The 20,156-nt window shown below is 65.8% G+C and carries 19 protein-coding genes; 9 read left to right on the forward strand and 10 right to left on the reverse strand.

Features of this window, described 5'->3' with window-relative positions; all coding sequences use genetic code 11:
- From PCA_RS14125 to PCA_RS14135, 3 genes are all read right to left on the reverse strand, one after another.
- The coding region (locus tag PCA_RS14125; RefSeq protein WP_181303262.1) for a chloride channel protein at positions 1 to 1,071 on the reverse strand (1,071 nt) is incomplete at its 3' end.
- A 387-nt stretch (positions 1,072 to 1,458) separates the two neighbouring features.
- A complete protein-coding gene (locus PCA_RS14130; protein WP_219918839.1) occupies positions 1,459 to 3,168 on the reverse strand; it encodes a peptide-N4-asparagine amidase in 1,710 nt (569 codons plus the stop codon).
- A 498-nt stretch (positions 3,169 to 3,666) separates the two neighbouring features.
- Complete coding sequence (locus PCA_RS14135) at positions 3,667 to 4,971, reverse strand: Xaa-Pro peptidase family protein (RefSeq protein WP_219918841.1); 1,305 nt, start codon at positions 4,969 to 4,971, stop codon at positions 3,667 to 3,669.
- A 152-nt stretch (positions 4,972 to 5,123) separates the two neighbouring features.
- On the opposite strand from PCA_RS14135, the gene PCA_RS14140 reads away from it, so the two are divergent.
- A complete protein-coding gene (locus PCA_RS14140; protein WP_181303264.1) occupies positions 5,124 to 5,504 on the forward strand; it encodes a DUF202 domain-containing protein in 381 nt (126 codons plus the stop codon).
- On the opposite strand, the gene PCA_RS14145 is transcribed toward PCA_RS14140, so the two are convergent.
- On the reverse strand, positions 5,480 to 5,668 hold the full coding sequence (locus PCA_RS14145; RefSeq protein ID WP_181303265.1) for a hypothetical protein: 189 nt from the start codon (positions 5,666 to 5,668) through the stop codon (positions 5,480 to 5,482). The genes PCA_RS14140 and PCA_RS14145 overlap by 25 nt on opposite strands.
- A gap of 166 nt (positions 5,669 to 5,834) precedes the next feature.
- On the opposite strand from PCA_RS14145, the gene PCA_RS14150 reads away from it, so the two are divergent.
- A complete protein-coding gene (locus PCA_RS14150; protein ID WP_181303266.1) occupies positions 5,835 to 6,500 on the forward strand; it encodes a DsbA family oxidoreductase in 666 nt (221 codons plus the stop codon).
- Positions 6,501 to 6,545: 45 nt separating this feature from the next.
- Here PCA_RS14150 and PCA_RS14155 read toward each other — a convergent pair whose 3' ends face one another.
- Positions 6,546 to 7,256 carry a hypothetical protein gene (locus tag PCA_RS14155; RefSeq protein ID WP_181303267.1) on the reverse strand — a complete coding sequence of 237 codons (711 nt, stop codon included), beginning with the start codon at positions 7,254 to 7,256 and terminating at the stop codon, positions 6,546 to 6,548.
- 214 nt (positions 7,257 to 7,470) lie between these two features.
- Here PCA_RS14155 and PCA_RS14160 point away from each other — a divergent pair, with 214 nt between their 5' ends.
- Positions 7,471 to 10,119 (forward strand): glycoside hydrolase family 31 protein, encoded by a 2,649-nt coding sequence (locus PCA_RS14160; RefSeq protein WP_181303268.1) that lies wholly within the window; start codon positions 7,471 to 7,473, stop codon positions 10,117 to 10,119.
- Between the two features lie 100 nt (positions 10,120 to 10,219).
- On the opposite strand, the gene PCA_RS14165 is transcribed toward PCA_RS14160, so the two are convergent.
- Positions 10,220 to 10,564 carry a RidA family protein gene (locus tag PCA_RS14165; RefSeq protein WP_181303269.1) on the reverse strand — a complete coding sequence of 115 codons (345 nt, stop codon included), beginning with the start codon at positions 10,562 to 10,564 and terminating at the stop codon, positions 10,220 to 10,222.
- 129 nt (positions 10,565 to 10,693) lie between these two features.
- On the reverse strand, positions 10,694 to 11,221 hold the full coding sequence (locus PCA_RS14170) for a gluconokinase (protein WP_255436882.1): 528 nt from the start codon (positions 11,219 to 11,221) through the stop codon (positions 10,694 to 10,696).
- 134 nt (positions 11,222 to 11,355) lie between these two features.
- On the opposite strand from PCA_RS14170, the gene PCA_RS14175 reads away from it, so the two are divergent.
- The 6 genes from PCA_RS14175 (at position 11,356) to PCA_RS14200 (ending at position 17,335) form a co-directional block, all read left to right on the forward strand.
- Positions 11,356 to 12,111, forward strand: coding sequence for a M90 family metallopeptidase (locus PCA_RS14175; protein WP_181303270.1), 756 nt, complete (start codon positions 11,356 to 11,358; stop codon positions 12,109 to 12,111).
- Positions 12,112 to 12,254: 143 nt separating this feature from the next.
- Positions 12,255 to 13,403 (forward strand): SPFH domain-containing protein, encoded by a 1,149-nt coding sequence (locus PCA_RS14180; protein WP_181303271.1) that lies wholly within the window; start codon positions 12,255 to 12,257, stop codon positions 13,401 to 13,403.
- A gap of 309 nt (positions 13,404 to 13,712) precedes the next feature.
- Positions 13,713 to 15,011 carry a TFIIB-type zinc ribbon-containing protein gene (locus tag PCA_RS14185; protein ID WP_181303272.1) on the forward strand — a complete coding sequence of 433 codons (1,299 nt, stop codon included), beginning with the start codon at positions 13,713 to 13,715 and terminating at the stop codon, positions 15,009 to 15,011.
- Positions 15,011 to 15,280, forward strand: a complete 270-nt coding sequence (locus tag PCA_RS14190) for a hypothetical protein (RefSeq protein ID WP_181303290.1) — start codon at positions 15,011 to 15,013, stop codon at positions 15,278 to 15,280. Before PCA_RS14185 ends, PCA_RS14190 begins: the two co-directional genes overlap by 1 nt.
- 89 nt (positions 15,281 to 15,369) lie before the next feature.
- Positions 15,370 to 16,074, forward strand: a complete 705-nt coding sequence (locus tag PCA_RS14195) for a transposase (protein ID WP_181303273.1) — start codon at positions 15,370 to 15,372, stop codon at positions 16,072 to 16,074.
- A 244-nt stretch (positions 16,075 to 16,318) separates the two neighbouring features.
- Positions 16,319 to 17,335, forward strand: coding sequence for an alpha/beta hydrolase (locus PCA_RS14200; protein WP_255436883.1), 1,017 nt, complete (start codon positions 16,319 to 16,321; stop codon positions 17,333 to 17,335).
- A 356-nt stretch (positions 17,336 to 17,691) separates the two neighbouring features.
- Here PCA_RS14200 and PCA_RS14205 read toward each other — a convergent pair whose 3' ends face one another.
- The 3 genes from PCA_RS14205 to PCA_RS14215 all read right to left on the reverse strand — a co-directional run bounded on the left by PCA_RS14205 (position 17,692) and on the right by PCA_RS14215 (position 20,110).
- Positions 17,692 to 19,653 carry an ATP-binding protein gene (locus tag PCA_RS14205; protein ID WP_181303275.1) on the reverse strand — a complete coding sequence of 654 codons (1,962 nt, stop codon included), beginning with the start codon at positions 19,651 to 19,653 and terminating at the stop codon, positions 17,692 to 17,694.
- A gap of 84 nt (positions 19,654 to 19,737) precedes the next feature.
- Entirely contained in the window at positions 19,738 to 19,938 is a 201-nt protein-coding gene (locus PCA_RS14210; protein WP_181303276.1) for a hypothetical protein, read from the reverse strand.
- Positions 19,901 to 20,110 carry a hypothetical protein gene (locus PCA_RS14215; protein WP_181303277.1) on the reverse strand — a complete coding sequence of 70 codons (210 nt, stop codon included), beginning with the start codon at positions 20,108 to 20,110 and terminating at the stop codon, positions 19,901 to 19,903. The genes PCA_RS14210 and PCA_RS14215 overlap by 38 nt, the downstream gene beginning before the upstream one ends.
- Between the last annotated feature and the right edge of the window lie 46 nt (positions 20,111 to 20,156).

The following is a 20,156-nucleotide window of genomic DNA, read 5'->3' on the forward strand; positions in this document are numbered from 1 at the left end:
CAGCCCCACCGCCGCCCCCAGCGCGGGCGGCAGGCCGAACCAGGACGCGAACGCGCTGCCGGCCACCGCGCCCAGCACGAACTGCGGCGTGACGATGCCGCCGTAGAAACCCGAGCCCAACGTGATCGCCACCAGCAGCGCCTTCCAGAGGAAGCCGAGGTACGGCATCGTCTCGCCGTGCAGGGCGCGCTCCATCACCGGCAGGCTGAGGCCCAGGTAATCCGTGGGCACCAGCAGGATCAGCAGCGCCAGCAGCATGCCGCCCAGCATCGGCACCAGCGGCGGCCACAGCGCGTAACGCTGCTTCAGCCGGCCGAACAGTTTCTTCGCCTGCCGCAGCAACTCCACGAACGTCCATGCCACGCCGCCGCACAGCACGCCGATCAGCACGGTCTTCAGGAACAGTATCTCGGTGAACTGCCCGGTGAAATCGATGGCGTAATGCTGATACGGCACGCCCAGCCAGCGCGAAACCTCGAATGCGGTAACGCCGGCCACGATGCCGGGGAACAGGAAGTCGTGACGAATGCGCCCTATCGCCAGCATCTCCACGCCGTAGATCGCGCCCGCGATCGGCGTGCCGAACACGCTGGAAAAACCCGCGCTGACGCCGCAGGCCAGGAGCCGCTTGCGCATCTCCGGATTGAGGTGCAGCACGCGCCCCACCACGGCCGCCAGGCTGGCGCCGATGTGCGCGCACGGGCCTTCCTTGCCGGCCGAACCGCCGCAGGCCAGGGTGATCAACGCCGCCAGCGGCTTGATCCACATCGTGCGGAACGGCAGCTTGCCGTGCTGCTCGTTGACCGCCACGATCGCGTTGTCGTTGAACGTGCTGCGCCGCAGCCGATAGCCGTAATGCAACAGCAAGCCGTTGGCGAGGCCACCCAGCGGCAAGGCCAGCGCCAGCAGCCACCACGGCGCCGCGTACGCGTGACCCTCGGTGGCGAGCAGCGCGCGCAGGAACAGGGTGCAGCCCGCGCCGACCAGGGTGCCGGTGACGATGGAAAGCACCAGCCACTGCACCACGGTCGCCAGCATCACCAGCGGTTCGGTCAATCGGAAGCGTCGCATCGGCGTGGGTTGCTGCTGGACGGATGGGTGGACAAAACCCGGTGAGTATAGCGGCCTGCCCCGGCGGTCCCGGACCATCGCCAGCCCGGTTTCCCGCAGGCCCCCGTGGTTCCGGTGCGGCCCGGGCATCGCAGGTTCCGGCGGGCCCGGAAGCGGCATGCGCATGGCGCGCCTGCCGGCCCGGGAGATACGATCCGCGCGGCGGCCGGCAACCGCATCGTGCTGCTCGCCAGCGAGGCCGGCACCGGCAGGACCCGCCTGCTGCAGGCGTTCGCGGAGCAGCGCGACGATGCCACGCCGTGGCAGGGTGGCCAAGCGCTCGTCATACGGGCTGCAGTGCGCAGCCTGGCGGCTGCGGGGCTCTTTTCGACAGCTCGACCGACACCATCACGGCCGCGGCGTCGAGGCCTGTTTCCGGCCGGCCAGCGCCGGCTCCAACGGCAGCAGCCACGGATGGTCGGGACGCGAACGGCCGTCGATGCGGTTGGCGTTGCCGGGGCAGCCGTCGCCCTGCTTCGCCGCCGTGAGGCGCTGGTCGCGCGACTGGATCGCGGCGCGATAGCAACTGCCCAGCGAGTCGCTGAAGCCCACCTGCTCGCTGCCCGCCTGGTCGTGGGCGAAGCTGCTGCGGTCCAGCGGATCGGGGATGGTCTTGCCATCGGCGTGGTCGCGGGTGGCAAGCTGCTCGTCCAGCACGGCGTGGTAGGCGGCTCCCTGCCCGCCCGTCCGCCGCGTCTCGATGCGATGGCCTTGCTTCATCGCCACCTCGGCGGTGAAGTCCTGGCCGGTGGTGACCATGGTCTTGCGCGAAGACAGCCACAGCGGGTCGCGCTGCTGCACGGTGTAGCCGTCCAGCGGGCGGCCATCCAGCGTGCGCTGCACTTTCAGCGAAGTCGTGCTCGTCTGATCGATGGTCTCGTCGTAGCGCTTCGCCCCGGGCCGCGCGAAGGTCTGGCGGTTGTGGAAACCGCCACGGTAGTCGACGGTGGTCTCGACCACGCCGCGCGGCGTGTGCAGGCGGCCGGCGATCACATAATCCTGCGTCTGGTCGGTGCTTATGGTTCCCACGGTGCGGCCGGCGGCGTCGGCATGCAGCGTGTCGTGCACGACCAGCCCGGCCGGCTGCCGCGCGGCCAGCGTGTTCCGCGTGACTTCGCCCCGCAACTGGCCGGCCTGCGCGTCCTGGTAGACCAGCAGGTTCGCCGCGACGTTGAAGAAGTGGTCGCTGCCCAGCACGCGCACGGCCACGGCGTGCGGCTTGCCGTCGTCGAACAGGCCGGCGAACGGGGTCAGGTCCACCCGCGCGGGGATGAAGTTCGTGGTCTGGATCGCCGGCGTGGGCAGCCACAGGTGCGGCGCCACGCCGCCGGTGAAGATCCACGGATAGACCGGCGCCAGTCCCGCAGGCTTGCCGTCCACCAGCACTTCCACGCCGCGGAAGCTGCCGCCGTCGCAGGCCTCGAACGACTCCAGCGAGTAGTCGCGCGTCTTTTCCAGGTAGGCGTGGTCGACGCAGGTGTACCAGCGCTCGTCGTGCGCCTGGCTCTGCGCGATGACATCGAGCCAGGCGCGCTCAACGTTGCGCGGGAACGTGATCTCGCGCGACAGGCTGTCGCCCGCGTGTTCCAGCGCCGTCTGCATGCCGCGCGGGTCGCTGCCCAGCGGATAGATGCGGTCCGCGGCTGCCGCAGCCGGTTGCCCGTCATCTGCGGGATAGAACGCCAGGCGCACGTCCACGTAGATCGGCTGATTGGTGCCGGGGCTCACCCAGTTGTTGAGTATCAGCTGCCCCGCCTGCGCCTGCCGGAACAGCGCGGCGTAATCCGTGATGTCGCGCTCCACGCGCCAGCGCTGGGCCACGTCCGGCTCGGGTTCGATGGTGGTGCCGAAATACAGGTTCACGCCGCCCAGCCACAGCGCCACGGTGCGGTCGAACTGGCGCCCCGCGGGCACCGAGAAATCCGCTTCCAGCACCACCTTGCCCCAGCCTCCCGCGCAACCCTTGGGTGGAGCGAAGTCGAAGCGATGCGGGCGCGCCTCCATCGAGGAACCATCGCCCTGGTCGTCGAACGCCTCGTGCCTGAACAGCGTCACCATGCATGGCTTGCCTGCCGGCCGCGACACCGGCGGCTCGGCCGTGGCGACCACGCGCGAGCCGATATCGAACCGCGCCGCCGCAGCCGCATGCGAATCCGCCGCCGAAACAGCGCATGTCGCCAGACACGCCATGCATCCTGACAGCCAACGCCACGCCACGGCTTTCTTCACGTTCGCCACGATTGCCTCCGTCTCGTTGCCATGCCCGTGGTGGCTTCCCTGCGAGGAAGCTTGCCAACTGTCTCGCGTCGCACCCAGGGGTCTGATCAATCGACTGCTTGCTTGCTCGTCATTCCTGCGGCTTTCAACGGCCGGAGGGCCGGTCACGCAGGAGGCGCTTCAAACAGCGAAACCGGTCATCGAGTACCCTGGTGTTCCGTGGCTTGCAGGCACTGGATGACTCGCTGCGCTCGCCCCTTCGGGGCCGCCCTGCGGGCGTTCTGCGCGCTTTGCGCTTGTCCAGCCTTCGCCGGGATGACAAGCAAAACCAGACCCTCCCTAACCGAACGGCTGCTCGATGGACGGGCTCTGCGGCGTGAACCAGCGCGCGCCCGCGGCGGTGACGTGCATGTCGTCTTCCAGCCGCACGCCGAACTCGCCGGGGATGTAGATGCCGGGTTCGTCGCTGAAGGTCATGCCCGTCTCGATCTTCCGCGTGTTGCCCTGGACCAGGTAGTACCACTCGTGCATGTCCATGCCGATGCCGTGGCCCAGCCGGTGCGAGAAGTACATGTAGCCGGGGCCGTAGCCGGCATCCACGATCACCTTGCGCGCGGCGGCGTCCACCGACTCCATCGTCGCGCCCGGATGCGCGGCCGCGAGAGCGGCCTGTTGCGCCTTGCGCACGATGTCGAACACCCGCTTCATCTTGTCGCTGGCCTTCCCCAGCGTGAAGGTGCGGGTGATGTCGCTCTGGTAACCCTCCACGTAGCAGCCGTCGTCCAGCATCACCGGCGTGCCCTCGCGCATCACCTGCGGCTCGCGCGAGCCGTGCGGCAGCGCGGTGTAGCGGCCCACGTTGATGCTGGCCTCGCCGCGCAGGCCCATGCGCGCATAGCCAGCGTCCACCCAGGCCGCGATGTGCTGTTGCGTGACGCCGGGCTCCAGGCCTTGCCAGACCGCCTTGTACAAGGCCAGCGTGGCGTCGTTCGCGACCTGCATCAGCGCGAGTTCGGCGGGGCTCTTGATCGCGCGGCAGCCGGTGGTGACTGGCGTCGCCGCCACCAGCTTCGCCTGCGGCATGGCTGCCGCGATGCCGGTGGAGCGGAAGAACGGCACCTTCTCCTCGATGCCCAGCGTGCCGGTGCCGGCATGCTTCTCGCGCATCACCTGCGCGATCAGCGCGTAGGGGCTCTCGTTCTCCTGCCAGGTGCGCAGGTCGTGGCCGAAGCGGATCTGCTCCATCGCGCGGTCGCGCTCGAACGCCGGCGCGACGTACACCGGGTCGCCCGAGCGCGGCAGCAGCATGCCCATCAGGCGTTCGCTGCTCCACCAGCGCATGCCGGTGTAGTAGTCCAGCGTGGTGCCGCCGTCCAGGTAGATCGCGTCGATGCCGGAGCGGCCCATCAGTTCCTGCGCCCGCGCCAGCCGGGCGCGGCGCTCGTCGTCGGCGATCGGCACGATCTTCGACTGTACCGGCTGCAGCCCCAGAATGGATGGCGGCAGCTTGACAGCGTCGGTGGACGCGTCCGCAGCCGCCGCATGGCCGCCCAGCATCGCCGCCGGCAGCGCGGCCGCACCCAGCGCGGAATTCCGCAGGAAACGGCGCCGCCCCGGCTGCATCGCATCGCCACGATCGTTCATGGAACCTCCCCGGTCGAGTCACCCGCCGATCATCCCACGAACGCAACGCCGCACCACGCCGCGGACACCCAACCGATGGCACGGTGGCCCGCCGCACGCAGGCCTGCGCAGGCGCGGCTAGACTGCGGCCACCTCACGCGCGGGCCGTTTCCATGATCCCCCACTTCAGCGACCTCTCCGCCAACGAGCGCACCTATCTCGCCTGGATACGCACGGCGGTGTCGCTGATGGGCTTCGGTTTCCTGATCGAGCGCTTCGACGTGTTCCTCGTCTACAACACGCGCGGCGCGGTGCTGAACAACGGCCTGCACATGCGCGCCTCGGAGTGGCTGGGCCTGGGCATGATCCTGCTGGGCGCGGTGCTGATCCTGCTTGCCACCCGCAGCTTCTACCGCAACTGCCGGCTGATCCAGGCCGAGGCCGAAGGCGCGTATCACGGCACCGCGGTCGAGCGCGTGCTGACGGCGCTGCTGGTCGCGCTGGCGCTGTTCCTGGTGCTGTACGTGGGCTACCAGCTCACCAGCCTGCAGTAGGGAACGGGCGTGCCCATGGGGTAGCCGGCGCGCTCCGGCAGGGCGACCGAACAGCCCGGCGCGCGTCCGCGCAACGCAATCAGCGTGGTCAGCAGCCCGACGCCCGCCAACCGCAGCGCCGTGGCGACCGGCAGCGAGGCGATCGGGCGTGAATTGCGCAGCATGTCCGCTTCGTCCGCGCCGCCCATGCAGGCATCGAGGCAGGGAGTATTCCGGCCCGTCGGCCAAGCGGATGCAATGGCGCCTGCCCAGCACCGTCATCCCCACGGCGATTGAGTTGCGCGTTTCCGCCTCCACATCGTGTGGACTGCACACCAACCTGGATTGCTCATGACCACGCCCGCCACGCTGCGCATCGATTTCGTTTCCGACGTCGCCTGCCCGTGGTGCGCGGTCGGGCTCACCAGCCTGCAGCAGGCGCTGGCGAAACTGGACGGCGAAGTGCAGGCGGACATCCACCTGCAGCCGTTCGAGCTGAATCCGCAGATGGCCGCCGAAGGCGAGGACGCCGCCGAGCACATCATGCGCAAGTACGGCATCGACGAGGCCCGCATGGACGCCAACCGCGCGGCGATCCGCGAGCGTGCCGCGTCGCTCGGCTTCGCCTACAACGTGGGGCCGGGCAGCCGCATCTGGAACACCTTCGATGCGCACCGACTGCTGCACTGGGCCGAGCTGCAGGACAACGCACGCGCACTGGCGCTGAAGCAGGCGCTGCTGCGCGCCAACTTCAGCGACGGCCGCAACGTCTCCGACCGCGAAATGCTCGCGGGCATCGCCGCGGACGTGGGTCTGGATGCCGACGAGGCGCGCCGCGTGCTGGACAGCGGCGAGTACGCCGACGAGGTGCGCGCACAGGAACGGTACTTCCAGCAGGCCGGCATCCATTCCGTGCCCGCCACCATCGTCAACGGCACGCACCTGATCTCGGGCGGCCAGCCGCCAGAAGTGTTCGTGCGCGCGCTGCGCGAGATCGCGGGCAAGGCCGCTCCGTAAAACCGGACGGCGCGCGGATCGCCCAGCGGCGGCGTCAGCCGCGCGTCATTCCCCCAGCTCGGGATCCAGCAACAGCAGCGCAGCGGCCGCGGCGGCGAAGTAGGCGCGCTGGTGGTCGTCCAGCGCACGATCGAAGTGCACGCGGCCACGGTTGAGCACGTCGACCACGGCAAGCGTGTTGCCGCCATCGGCGATGGCATAGCCGGTCGGCGTCATCCCTTCGATCGGCGAACCTTCGTAACCGTGCAGGTCGCGCACGGCGTACTCGCTCCCCCACGGGGTGGCCAGGCGGCCCTGCAGGCGAGCGCCCTCGCGCGCGACCTCCAGCATCTGCGCTTCGTGGCCGTCCGCCCGCAGGCCGCAGGCCAGCAACGGCCCGGCCAGCGCGGTCACGTCCACCGTGGTGCGCTGCGACTCCTTCCCCGCACCCAGCGTCCACGCGCGTGCACGGCATTGCACCTCGACCGGCGGCGTCCCGCCCGCGGCCAGGGTGTAGGCATACCGCCGGCTGGTGCGACCCACGTCCAGCGCGCCCAGGGGTACCTGCCACGCGAACGTCGAACCCTCGCGCATCTCCGTGGCGCTGTACGGCCCGAAGCGCAGCGGTTCGTTGAAGCGGCGCGGCGAATGGCCGCTCACGTCGTACGCCACCGCGTTGCCGCCGAAACCTTCCGGCAGACGCAGCTGCGCCGGCGCGCAGGCCGACAGGGACACGGCCAGCAGTACTGGAATCGCGGCGAGGCGAATGCTGCGCATGATGAACCCCCGTTCGTGACGACGAGCGCAGATTAGGCGCAGTGCGACTGCGCCGTACCGTGCCATTGGTTGGCCCCCGACCGGGATGCCGCCGTTCGCCGGCATCGCCGCCTCTGGAAATGTAGTACTTTTGATCGCGACCGCCGCCCTCCGCCTGCGCAGGCCCGCGTCACCGCCCTTCCCCAGACGGACCGACCAGACGATGAGGACCACGATGAAGCGACCCTTCCATGCCCTCGCAGCCACCGCGCTGCTCGCGTTGATCGCCGCGCTGCCGGCGCCGGCGCGGGGCGCCGAGCCCGCGATGCGCGGCAAGGCGAATCCTGCCGCGGTGGTCGAACGCGGCCAGGTGCGCTTCACCGTGCTGACGCCGCGCATCATCCGCATGGAGTGGTCGCCCGACGGGCACTTCGTCGATGCGCCTTCGCAGGTGTTCATCGACCGCGAGCAGCCGGTGCCCGCTTTCACCACCAGCACCCGCGACGGCACGCTGCACATCGACACCGATTCGCTGAGCCTCGCGTACAAGCTGGGCAGCGGCCGCTTCGCCGCGGACAACCTCACGATACGTTCCAGGGGCTTCAAGACCGCCTTCGACTGGCACCCGGGCCTGCCCGAGCCGGAGAACCTGAAAGGCACGGCGCGGACGCTTGACCGCTACGACGGCGACGTGCAGCCCGACACCGGCAAACAACTCGATCTCGGCCAGGGCCTGCTGTCGCGGCAGGGCTGGCACCTGATCGACGACTCGGCCAGCTTCCTGTTCGACGACAGCGCATGGCGCTGGGTGGAAAAACGCAGCTGCGCCGATTGCCAGGACCTCTACTTCCTCGGCTACGGCCATCGCTACGAGGAGATCCTGGGCGACTTCGCCAAGGTCGCCGGCCGCGAGCCCATGCCGCCGCGCTATGCGTTCGGCTACTGGTGGTCGCGTTACTGGAACTACTCGGACAGCGAGATCCGCGAACTGGTCGAAGACTTCAAGCGCTACGGCATTCCGCTGGACGTGCTGGTGGTGGACATGGACTGGCACCGCACCGACGACCTCGACTGGAATCCCAAGTACGCCAAGCAGGATGCCTTCGGCCAATTGGTCGGCTGGACCGGCTACACCTGGAATCGCAGCCTGTTTCCGGACCCGGCGAAATTCCTGCAGTGGCTGCACAGCCAGCAGTTGAAGGTGACGCTCAATCTGCACCCGGCCTCCGGCGTGTCGCCGGACGAAGCACGCTATCCCGCGTTCGCCAGGGCGATGGGCGTGCACGACGGCAAGGCCATCGGCATCGAGACCGCCGACAAGCGCTTCATGACCAGCCTGTTCGATACCGTGCTCGATCCGCTGCACGCCGAGGGCGTGAATTTCTGGTGGCTGGACTGGCAGCAGTGGCCCGACTCGAAGCAGTTGCCGGGCCTGTCCAACACCTGGTGGCTGAACTACGTCTTCTACACGCGCATGCAGGACGCGGACCGCGAGCGCGCGCTGATCTACCACCGCTGGGGCGGCCTCGGGAATCACCGCTACCAGGTCGGCTTCTCCGGCGACTCGGTGATCTCCTGGCGCTCGCTGGCCTATCAGCCCTACTTCACCGCCACCGCCTCCAACGTGCTGTACGGCTACTGGAGCCACGACATCGGCGGCCACATGTTCGCCGACGGTACGCCGGAGGACCAGCGCCACATCGACCCGGAACTCTACGTGCGCTGGATGCAGTTCGGCGCGTTCAGCCCCATCCTGCGCACGCATTCCTCCAAGGAAGCCGGCCTGCGCAAGGAACCCTGGCGCTTCGCGCCCGCGGACTTCGCCGCGCTGAGGCAGATCGTCGACCTGCGCTACGCGCTGGCGCCCTACATCTACACCGCCTCGCGCCAGGCCTACGACACCGGCATCTCGCTGCTGCGCCCGCTGTACTACGCGTGGCCGGACCAGGCCAAGGCCTACGACGCCGGCAACGAATACATGTTCGGCGACGACCTGCTGGTCGCACCGGTCACCCGGCCGATGCAGGACGGCGTGGCCAACGTGTCGACCTGGCTGCCGCCCGGTCGCTGGTACGACCGCAACCGCGGCGACGTGCTGGAAGGCGGCCGCACGATCACGCGCGACTACACGCTGGACGAGGTGCCGGTGTTCGTGCGCGCCGGCGCGGTGGTGCCGATGAATCCGCCCGCGGTGAAGAAGCTGCAGGGCTGGGACGACCACGCCGTGGTGCTGCGCCAGTTCCCCGGTGGCAGCGCGCACACCCGGCTGTACGCCGATGCCGGCGACAGCGAGGGCTACCGCCGCGGCGAATACGCCTTCACCGCCATCGACGGACAGCGCGACACGCATGCCGCCACGCTGAGCGTCGGCGCACGCCAAGGCCAGTATCCCGGCATGCCGCAGGACATGCAGTACACAGTGGAACTGCCGGACGCGGCGCTGCCGGAAAGCGTCACGGTGAACGGCAAGCCGTACACCCGCTCGGACGACGCGCAGCCCGGCCATTGGCAATACGACGGCGACACGCTGACCGCCCGCATCGTGGTGCCCGCGCGGCGCGCGGACCAGCCGCTGAAGGTCGCCGTGCAGTTCGCCGGCGACGCACCCGACGTCGCCGGCCTGCGCTACCGCATGAAGCGCACCACCACCGCGGTGGAATGGCTGAAATACCACTGGAACTCGCCGGCCCCGCTGCCGGACGACGTATCGCTGGCTGCGCAGCTCGGCCGCCTGATCGACTACCGGCCCGAGCAGTTGCCGGCGCTGGTGAAGGCGTTCGACGCGCGGCTGGGCAAGCTGCCGTCCGAAGTCGACCAGACGCATGCAGACGCGCAGACCAAGGCGCAGTTCGCCCGGATGATGAAGGCGATAAGCGCGAAGTGAGCGCGCGCGGCGGGCGCATCCCCGCCGCGCCCCGCCATGCGTATCGCGGCGAACGCGCGACGGAAAACGGCGCGGCCCGAGTGGCCGCGCCCGACAAACCTCAGACCGCCGCGGTCACCACGATCTCGACCTTCCACTCCGGCTTCGCCAGCTTCGCCTCCACCGTGGCGCGCGCCGGGCCTTGGCCCGGCACCACCCAGGTGTCCCACACGGCGTTCATGCCGGGAAAATCGGCGACGTCGGCGAGGAAGATCTGCGCGCGCAGGATGCGCGTCTTGTCGCTGCCCGCCTGCGCCAGCAGCGTGTCTATGGCTGCCAGTACCTGCTGCGTCTGCCCAGCGATATCCGCCCCGGCATCCTCGGCCACCTGGCCGGCGAGGTAGACGATGCCGTTGTGCAGGGTGGCCTCGGACATGCGCGGGCCGGCGTCGATGCGTTGGATCATGCGGGAAGCTCCGTCAGACAAGGGAAAAGCGCCGGCGCGCGTGCCGGCGACCCACCGGAGCATGGGTCATGCATGCGGCTGCCGGCAAGCGTGCGGCACGCACCGGTCGCCCGGAGACGTCCATTCGCCTCAAGGCCATGACGCCGGCATCGCCAACGCCTGCCTCGCCATCGCCACCGTGGCGGCAAGGTCGATGCCGCCTTCCAGCACCACGGCGTGTTCGTCCGCAGCGGGTTCCTCCAGCGTCGCCAACTGGCTGTCCAGCAGGCTGGCCGGCATGAAATGGCTGCGCTCGCGCAGGCGGCGCGCGAGTTCCTCGCGCGGCACGCGCAGGTAGAGCAGGCGCAGCGCCGGGTCGGCCTGGCGCAGCACGTCGCGGTAGCAACGACGCAGCGCCGAGCAGGCCACCACCACGCCGTCGTCGCGCCGCGCCGCGATCGCCGCGGCGACGGCCGCCAGCCACGGCTGGCGATCCGCATCGTCCAGCGGAACGCCAGCGCTCATCTTCGCGATGTTCGCGGCGGGATGCAGCGCGTCGCCTTCCACGAAGCCCACGCCGCAGGCCCGCGCCAGCGCGGCGCCGAGCCGGCTCTTGCCGCTGCCGGACACGCCCATCACCACGATGGTCGGCGGTGCAGGCATCTGGTGGGTCGGCAAGATTGGCCTCCGCAACAAGTCATGGGAAACGCGCACTTCCGGCACCGGACAGCTCCGCTGCCGCGGGCCGCCCTTGAGTATGCGCGCTTCGCCCAGATTTCATGGGGAACGTCGACTCCCTCGCGCGCGTGCCCATGTTCAACAGGATCAGAAACTGGTACGTGCGGCAGCTGGTCGCCCGGCGCCCCATCGCCGAACCGCTGTGGCAGGAAGCGTTGCGCCGCTGCGCCCCCGCGCGCAGGCTGGGCGCCACCGACCAGGCCACGCTGCGCGTGCTGGCCACGCTGTTCCTGGAAAGCAAGTCGCTGGAGCCGGTGCAGGGACTGGACCTCGACGACGCCGGCCGCGTGCTGCTCGCCACCCACGCCTGCCTGCCCATACTGAAACTGGGGCTGGACTGGTACGACGGCTGGCACAGCCTCATCGTCTATCCCGACGCGTTCGTTCCGCACCGCGAGCACACCGACGCCGCCGGCGTGGTCCACCGCACCGCCGACGCGATGGCCGGCGAGGCCTGGGGGCGCGGGCCGGTGATCGTGTCCTGGGCCGACGTGCTGGATGGCGGAAGGCGATCCGGGCACAACGTGGTGGTCCACGAAATGGCGCACAAGCTCGACATGCTCAACGGCGACGCGAACGGCTTCCCGCCGCTGCACCGGCGCATGGACCGCCGCGCCTGGACCCGCGCCTTCTCCGGCGCGTGGGACCGCCTGCACGAGCAGCAGCGCCACGGCGACGAACTGCCCATCGACCCCTACGCGCTGGAAAGCCCGGCCGAGTTCTTCGCCGTGGCCAGCGAGCAATTCTTCGAGACCCCCGCCGCGCTGCGCCAGCACCTGCCTGAGGTCTACCGCCTGTTGGAGCAGTTCTACCGGCAGCATCCGTACTGAACGCACCGGGATCGCGCACGCCCCGGCCGGCCCCGTGAAGTATCCGTGACGCATCTCCCTTGTACCTTGCGCGCCATCCGGGACAGGTATAGTTCGGCTTTCGATGGGCGCCGTGCCCGGCCACGAACAACCAGGGAGATGTCATGGGTCTCATACAGGCAGTCGCGGGTTCGATCGGCGGCACGCTCGCCGACCAGTGGAAGGATTTCTACACGGTGCCGGCCGGCCTGCCGGCGACGGCGGCGCTGTTCGCCGCGGTGCCCCAGGGCAGCAATGCCGGGCGCGGTTCCAACACGCACGGTTCGTCCAACATCATCACCAACGGCTCGAAGATCGTGGTGCCCGAAGGCTACGGGCTTCTGCTGTTCCAGGACGGCAGGATCACCGGCTTCGCCGCCGAGCCGGGCGGCTACGAATGGCGTTCGGACGACCTCAACTCGCAGTCGGTCTTCTCCGGCGGCGGTCTGGTCGATGCGCTGATCAAGCAGAGCTGGGAGCGCTTCAAGTTCGGCGGCCAGCCGGGCTCGCAGCAGGCGGCGTTCTTCGTCTCGCTGAAGGAGCTGCCGGACAACCGCTTCGGCACGCAGTCGGAAATCTACTGGGACGACGGCTTCCTCAACACCCAGGTCGGCGCGGTGACGCGCGGCTCCTACACGCTGAAGATCGTCGACCCCATCCTGTTCGTGAAGAACTTCGTGCCGGCGTCCTACCTGCAGCCCGGCCAGGTGTTCGACTTCACCGACCTCGACAACGCCGCCGCCAGCCAGTTGTTCAACGAAGTGGTGGGTTCGCTGGCGCCGGCCTTCAGCGCGTACACGAACGACCCCGGCAAGGGCAACCGCATCGCCAAGCTGCAGCAGGATTCGCTGGGCTTCGCGAAGAGCCTGTCCGACGCGGTGGAACAGGGCTACCAGTGGAAGTCCGACCGCGGCCTCGCCATCGTCAAGACCGCGATCGTGTCGATCGAGTACGACGCGAACACGCGCGAACTGCTGAAGAACGTGCAGCGCGCCGACGCGCTGTCCGGCGCGCGCGGCAACTCCAACCTGCAGGCCAGCGTCGCCGCGGGCATGCAGGCAGCGGGCGAGAACGGCGGCGCGGCGGGCATGATGGGCATCGGCATGGCCTCCGGCATGATGGGCGGCATCGGCGGCCTGCAGCAGCCGGTGGCGCCGGCCGCGGCGGCGGACGACCCGGTCGCCAAGCTGAAGAAGGCCAAGGAGATGCTCGACCTCGGCCTGATCACCCAGGCCGACTACGACGCGCTCAAGACCAAGGCGCTGGGCCTGTAGCGAACCTCCCGCCGTCGTCCCGGCGAAGGCCGGAGGCGCTTCACAGCAGCGAAGCTGGTCATCCAGTGTCCTTGTTCTCAGCAGCTTGCAGGCACTGGATGACTCGCTGCGCTCGCCCCTTCGGGGCCGCCCTGCGGGCGTTCTGCGCGCTTTGCGCTTGTCCTGCCTTCGCTGGGATGATGTGCAAAATCAGACCATCCCTGGCAAAGCTCCGGAAAACCCGCCACGTCATAGCACTGCCGTCATTCCGGCGAAGGCCGGGACGATGGCTTGAACTTCCTTCCTTGAGCCGGTGATCCCGCCACGCCCATGTCCAACGCCACCACGCCACCGCCCCTTGGCCCGGGGTCACCGCAGGACGTGCCGCCGCTGCCCGGCAGCTTCCCGATCGACCCGGCCACCCTGCCCGACCCGATCCGCAAGGAAGTCGAGGCGCCCGACCCGGTCGCCATCGATACCTCCGCCGCCGAACTCAAGGACGGCGTCAACCGCTGCCCGAAATGCGGCTCCACCGAGATCCGCCAGAAACCCGGCAGCGACATGCTGATCTGCCTGTACTGCCGCCATGAATGGCAGAGCACGCGGGTGGAGGATGAGTTCGGGCTGGGCGAAGGCATCGACCAGCTCCGCGGCACCGTCGTCGCGTCCGGCGCGCGCGACATCAAGGCCGACACCGCCAGCCTGATGACGTTCAAGTGCGCCGGCTGCGGCGCCGAGGTCACCGTCAACACCGCGAACGCGATGACCGCGCGCTGCCACTGGTGCCGCAGCGTGCTCGGCGTCAACGAGCAGATACCGAACGGCGCGGTGCCGGACGCGGTGCTGCCGTTCCACATCAAGAAGGACGACGCCGTCGCGCGCATCCGCCAGTTCGTGGACAAGCGCCGCCTGTTCGCGCTGAAGGCGTTCAAGGAACAGTTCACGCCGGAGAACGTCGTGGGCGTCTACCTGCCCTACATGATCGTGGACGCCAACGCGGCCGCCGACGTGGGCGGCCAGGGCGAGATCGAGACGCGCCGCTATACGAGAGGCAGCGGCGACGACAAGAAGACCTACTACGACGCCGACGTGTACCGGGTCGAACGGCACGTCGACTTCACCGTGGACGACCTGCCGCTGGAATCCTCGCTGGAACGCGGCAACCTCGACACCGGCAGCAACACCAACAATGTCATCAACGCCGTGCTGCCGTTCGACACCAAGAACGCGGTGAAGTGGAACGCCTCCTACCTCGCGGGCATCACCTCGGAAAAACGCGACCGCGACGTGGAAGGCCTGCGCCCGCACCTGGAGGACCAACTCCTTTCCATCGCCCGCGCCCAGGTCGAAGCCTCGGTCAGCCGCTACGACCGCGGCGTGCGCTGGGAACAGGAACGCCTGGACCTGCGCGGCACCCGCTGGGTGTCGATGTACCTGCCGGTGTGGCTGTACTCCTACCACCAGCCCGGCCGCAACGGCGGCATGCTGCACTACATCGCCGTGAACGGCCGCACCGGCAAGACCATGGGCAGCGTGCCCGTGCAGCAGTGGAAACTGCTCGCCACCGCACTCACCGTCGGCACCTTCCTCGAAGGCATCGCACTCTGGCTGGTGGGGCACTCGTCATGATGAGCGACGACAGCGGACTCTGGTTGCTCGCCCTCGGCCCGGCCGGCGCCACCGCGCTGTACTGGGCCCTGTACCGCTACTACCGCAACACCGACAAATCCCACGACTTCGAACACGAGACGAAGGTCGAGGCCAAGCCGGTCACCGGCTCGGACGGAAAGATCGATGAAGTGATCGGCACGCGGGAGACGCGTATTGGCGGGGACAACGTGCATCAGTATCGCAAGCGGGTGCAGCGAACGGGGTCGGAGCGAACGGGGTCAGGTTGACTTACCGACAAACCCGGACACCGCACACCTACGGCGCCCCAAGTCCCGACACGCTACCGCTGCCCTGGCCACACCCCGATGCTCTGAGGATGGCCAGACTTCCCCGACTCGACCTTCCCGGCATCCCGCAACATATCGTCCAGCGCGGCAATAACCGCCTGCCCTGCTTCCTCGATGACGTCGACCGGCGTCGCTACCTGCATCTGCTGCGCATGGCACTGCTCGACACGCATTGCGCGCTGCATGGGTACGTGTTGATGGACAACCATGTTCATCTGCTCGCCACACCTCCCGAAGCGGGCGCCATTGCGCGCCTGATGCAAAAACTTGGACGCTGCTACGTCGCCCAGTTCAACGCCCGCCATCGGCGCACCGGCACCTTGTGGGAAGGCCGCTACAAGGCGTGCCTAGTCGACAGCGAAAGCTACGTGCTGCAGTGCATGCGGTACATCGACCTCAATCCGGTCCGCGCACGCTTGACCGACGACCCTCTCGCCTACGCCTGGTCCAGCTGTGCCGCGCATTGCGGCCAACGCGAAGACACGCTGTTGACGCCCCACCCTGCCTACTGCTCCCTCGCCTGCCCAGGCTCGAATCGCACCGACACCTATCGCTGCCTCGTATATCAGGCCTTGTCCGACGACGACCTCATTGCCATTCGCAGCTACCTCCAGCAACAGCGCGCCCTGGGTCGCGACGATTTCCGCTCCATGGTCGAAGCCAAGACCCAACGTTTCGCAGGCGTCCGACCGGCTCATCGGCCATCGCGTGGCGCGCACGCGGGTAGAAAGTGAACCTGACCCCGTTCTTGGCGAGAACTTTCGCGCCATCGTCCAGGCCAACGCGCAACGCGGCGCCGGGGCGCCTGTAGCGCATCGCCCATGCACGCGGCGCCGCCGAAAACAGGAGGTGAACCTGCCCTCATCCTGTTCTTGCGACCTACAAGCTTTCTGAACTTCCAGCACCGCCTCAAGTCGATGAAAGAGCCAGCCCGGCGCCCCTGCCCGGGCCATCGACGGGAGACATGCCTTGAACACGATGCACCTGAAAGCGGGCAGCGCGCTTTTGCTGGTCATGATGTTCGGCCAGGCCCGAGCCACCGAATCCAGCCACGCCGCTGCGTCGCAACGCGTGCCGGACAGCTATGCGCAGGCGGCGAAGCTGGTCGACATCGGCCATGGCCGCCATCTCAACCTGCGTTGCTCGGGCAGCGGAGCGCAGACCGTAATACTGGAAGCCGGCGCGATCGCCGATTCCTCCGCATGGTTCAAGGTGCAGCCACGCCTGGCCGCCCATGCACGCGTCTGCGCATACGACCGGGCCGGCTTCGGCTTCAGCAGCGAAGGGCCGATGCCGCGAGACCTCGATGCCGACGTGTCGGACCTGCACGCACTGATCCAGCGCGCCGGCCTTGCGACCCCGTTGGTGATGGTGGGGCATTCACTGGGCAGCAACATCGTCCGGCAATACGCGAGCCGCTATCCGGCGGACGTGAGCGCCATGGTGCTGCTCGATCCCCCCGCGCAGGACATCGGCCGGTTTGCCCCTGGCTGGCAGAAGGACGAGGACGCCCTGTCGGTGCAGCGGTTCGCGTTCATCCAACACTGCGAGGCGGCCGCCGAAAAGCACGCACTGCCATCCACCGATCCGGAACTGGGCCACTGCCTCGGCGAGGCCGATCCGCACGCCAGCGCCAAGCTCAACGCGGTGAACCGGACCCTGATGTCGAAGCCGGCGTACTGGCGCACCGTGCTGTCGGTACTCCGGAACAATGTCGAGGTGTTCAAGCAGTCCGTGTCAAAGCAGGAGACGCACGGCGCCACGCCGCTGATCGTGCTGTCCGCCGCCAACACCTACGCCGATGCGTTGCCGCGCGACCGCAAAGGGCTGGAAGAAGCCCGGGCGCACACGCAGGCGCAGATCGTCGCCACCTCCTCCCGCGGCACGCTGGTGCACGTTCCGGATAGCTCGCATGAAATCGAGATCGACCAGCCGGGCGCGGTGGTCAAGGCAGTCGAGCAAGCGCTGGGGATGGCGCAGCGCGCACCGAAGTAACGTTACCCAGCGCAGTAGATCGTCCGCACGCCTCGTCCAGCAGACGCCTCGCGACGTGGCGCCGGTAGTTGGCGCCATCCCCGAAACTCAATTCCCTTCGTCCCCTTATGCCGTGCCTCGCATATCAGGCCTTGTCCGACGACGACCTCATCGCCATTCGCAGCTACCTCCAGCAACAGCGCGCCCTGGGTTGCGACGATTTCCGCTCCATGGTCGAAGCCAAGGCCTAACGTTTCGCAGGCATTCGGCCGGCACATCGGTCGCCGCGTGGCACGCGCGTGGGCAGAAAGTGAACCCGACCCTGTTCTTAGAAAGTGAACCTGTCCCCGTTTTTTAGACCCCGTTTTTCAACGTGATCACTCATATTTTGCGTGCTGCTCCGCCACACCACCCGCCGAATCATTCAAACAGGTAATTAATTCGGATAGAACAATTAAATCCATAACTCGCGCCCCCGACTCAGCATCGGTAAGAATGTGAGTCACTCCATGGAACTGTCGCTGATCTACATTTTCGGGAACAAGTAAAGAAGTAATTCCAAACCTACCCACATAATCATCACCCGTTTCCCACACCACGCAAAGATCAATATCCTTCAGATTCTTTTCCCCCGAATCCGCATCCTCAACCAATCCATCCAGTGAAAACTTATACTCAAGAATCTTTGGCTGGGAAATAATTCCAGAAAGGGCGGCAGCCGTAGCACCATCCAGGCCCAAAGGATTAGCCTTCACCTCATAGACATACTTTTCAACCGCGAGATCAAAGCTGACTTTAAACAGGCCATCGTAAGTTGCACGTTCATTCGTAGACATCACGCGCACACCTCGAATGATCCCTCCAGCAATCAGCTGATTAAATAAAGCAATAACGTCCTGCTCTCGAGTCGGCTTTGACGTAATAGAAATTCGCTCAACGGGAAGGAAAAAATGGGGGCTAATAAGATTTAGCGGCTCCGCATTCTCATGTTCTAGCATCTCAGCCTTCCAATTTGCGACCTGCTGCTCCCTCAAAAGATCGGGCGCAACACCCGTGTTTGCCTTAAGCCGATTCTTTACTTTAGCCAACACAATATCTGTAATTTTTCTCGAAATTTCTTTGGCAAAATCAGTAAGCTCACGATGAAACCCTTTTCGACCCATATCTGGGCTATAGTTGTCAAAATGAACCAAGAAATGAATCTGGTTTTGCCTGCCAATATTTCTTGTCAAAGGAATTTGAATTACGTCCCCTTGAGGCATATTGTTAGCAGCAAGCTGAATACCGCTATTTAAAACTCGATAATTTGCCCTAAGCCCCAATGAGCCATTGAATTTTTGCCAAAGTTTGGCAGTGTAGCCGAATTCAACCGATACATAAGGAGTATGCACCTCAAGAATTGCCAAGTCATCCTTATCTAGCTGAATCAGATTTTTAAGCTCATCGTGTGTCCAACTATCAAAAATTACGTCCAGATTACAAATCTTATCCGGATGTTTGAATCCAGCACCCATTTTTTTGAATAGAGATTCCTCTATGGAAAAAATTTCGCGAATTCTCGCAACTTTTGCACACTCTTTATTTATCCAATAATAACCAACCCCTTTATACTCGTTAGAATCGATTATTCCATCTGATTTTTTTACCGTTAAAATTACTTTCAGATCAAAAAATGGTTTTATTGCTCCCAATCCTGTTTTAATTGATAGTATTTTCCACCAGGCATCAACCTCTGACGCCTGAATCCAATCCAGCCTCTTTGGATGCGTACTTTCGTCAAATTTAACCCTAACGCTAACGCCTCTATCCAATCCATAAAAATCCGTCGATGCCAACTCGTCAATTGGCTCTACTTTTGGGTTAGCACTGGGAGCGGGGTCCGAAAGCCAGCGACGTGCGTTAACGATACGCCCAGACGCCGAGAAAGTCGGCGTCTTCGTACTTACACTCATTGAATTAAAGCCGTAGGCGACATACGTAGCACCAACACCTTTATGACCGCGCGCCTGGCCAGATTTAAACGAGAAATTTGGCGCGAGAAACTGCTGGAACTGATCCTTGTCTAAACCAACACCATTATCGGTTACAGAGAGTTCATTCCCATAAATATCGATAGTTATCTTTATTATCGGCTGATATTTTTTATTGCCCGCCTCTAACTCCAGTTGTTCGCGAAGCTCAACCGAGTCTAGTGCGTTCTGTATAAGTTCACAGAAGGGGTCATACCAACCAACGTAGGAACTGAGAATATTTTTTATCTCCCGTTTCAAAGCTTGAAGCGCGGCCTCTGTGGCTTTATTTGACTTGCATTCCAACGGGTCAAATGCCTCGAATGTCACGTTACCCCCTAATACTTTGAAGTACGAAATTAGCCTGCCGTCACCGGAAATAATGCTAGGTACATTTATCTTGCCGAATCTCAATCAAAGCTTGTAACTACCATCCGCAACAACCTTCGGTCTCTCCGGCCAAACCGGACACAGCGCCTCCACCGCCTCCATCAACTCCACCCAGTCGGACAGGTCACCCTTTCCCGGCAGCGGCGCCGACGTGACATAGTCCCCGGCCAGTGGCTCGGCCACCCGGTCAGCATGCGTCGTCGTCGATTTGGGCGAGGAGTTCATCGAGCCATTCCACACAGTCGAACAAGGCGAAGTATTCGCGTACCTCGGCCATGTTGAGCTTTCCGTGCTGGGCCCGCAACAACGCGCGGATGTCCTCGATGTCGCGGGTGCGGGAGGGGTTGTTGGCCAGAGCCTGCAGCTTGAAGCCGATCAGGCCTTCGGCGCCGATCACCCGCGGGCAGCCCAGCGCGGTGGCGCGTTCGCCGTGTTGCCCGGCA

The organism is Rhodanobacter sp. PCA2 (assembly GCF_013620825.1).
Lineage (GTDB): Bacteria > Pseudomonadota > Gammaproteobacteria > Xanthomonadales > Rhodanobacteraceae > Rhodanobacter_A.

What these genes read in the sequence shown, in the direction of transcription:
- PCA_RS14165 (WP_181303269.1), bottom strand. Translation starts at nt 10,564, where the DNA reads ATGATCCAACGCATCGACGCCGGCCCGCGCATGTCCGAGGCCACCCTG.
- PCA_RS14190 (WP_181303290.1), top strand. Translation starts at nt 15,011, where the DNA reads ATGAGCGACGACAGCGGACTCTGGTTGCTCGCCCTCGGCCCGGCCGGC.
- PCA_RS14200 (WP_255436883.1), top strand. Translation starts at nt 16,319, where the DNA reads ATGCACCTGAAAGCGGGCAGCGCGCTTTTGCTGGTCATGATGTTCGGC.
- PCA_RS14145 (WP_181303265.1), bottom strand. Translation starts at nt 5,668, where the DNA reads ATGCTGCGCAATTCACGCCCGATCGCCTCGCTGCCGGTCGCCACGGCG.
- PCA_RS14140 (WP_181303264.1), top strand. Translation starts at nt 5,124, where the DNA reads ATGATCCCCCACTTCAGCGACCTCTCCGCCAACGAGCGCACCTATCTC.
- PCA_RS14210 (WP_181303276.1), bottom strand. Translation starts at nt 19,938, where the DNA reads ATGAACTCCTCGCCCAAATCGACGACGACGCATGCTGACCGGGTGGCC.
- PCA_RS14175 (WP_181303270.1), top strand. Translation starts at nt 11,356, where the DNA reads ATGTTCAACAGGATCAGAAACTGGTACGTGCGGCAGCTGGTCGCCCGG.
- PCA_RS14160 (WP_181303268.1), top strand. Translation starts at nt 7,471, where the DNA reads ATGAAGCGACCCTTCCATGCCCTCGCAGCCACCGCGCTGCTCGCGTTG.
- PCA_RS14135 (WP_219918841.1), bottom strand. Translation starts at nt 4,971, where the DNA reads ATGAACGATCGTGGCGATGCGATGCAGCCGGGGCGGCGCCGTTTCCTG.
- PCA_RS14185 (WP_181303272.1), top strand. Translation starts at nt 13,713, where the DNA reads ATGTCCAACGCCACCACGCCACCGCCCCTTGGCCCGGGGTCACCGCAG.
- PCA_RS14180 (WP_181303271.1), top strand. Translation starts at nt 12,255, where the DNA reads ATGGGTCTCATACAGGCAGTCGCGGGTTCGATCGGCGGCACGCTCGCC.
- PCA_RS14150 (WP_181303266.1), top strand. Translation starts at nt 5,835, where the DNA reads ATGACCACGCCCGCCACGCTGCGCATCGATTTCGTTTCCGACGTCGCC.
- PCA_RS14155 (WP_181303267.1), bottom strand. Translation starts at nt 7,256, where the DNA reads ATGCGCAGCATTCGCCTCGCCGCGATTCCAGTACTGCTGGCCGTGTCC.
- PCA_RS14130 (WP_219918839.1), bottom strand. Translation starts at nt 3,168, where the DNA reads ATGGTGACGCTGTTCAGGCACGAGGCGTTCGACGACCAGGGCGATGGT.
- PCA_RS14195 (WP_181303273.1), top strand. Translation starts at nt 15,370, where the DNA reads ATGGCCAGACTTCCCCGACTCGACCTTCCCGGCATCCCGCAACATATC.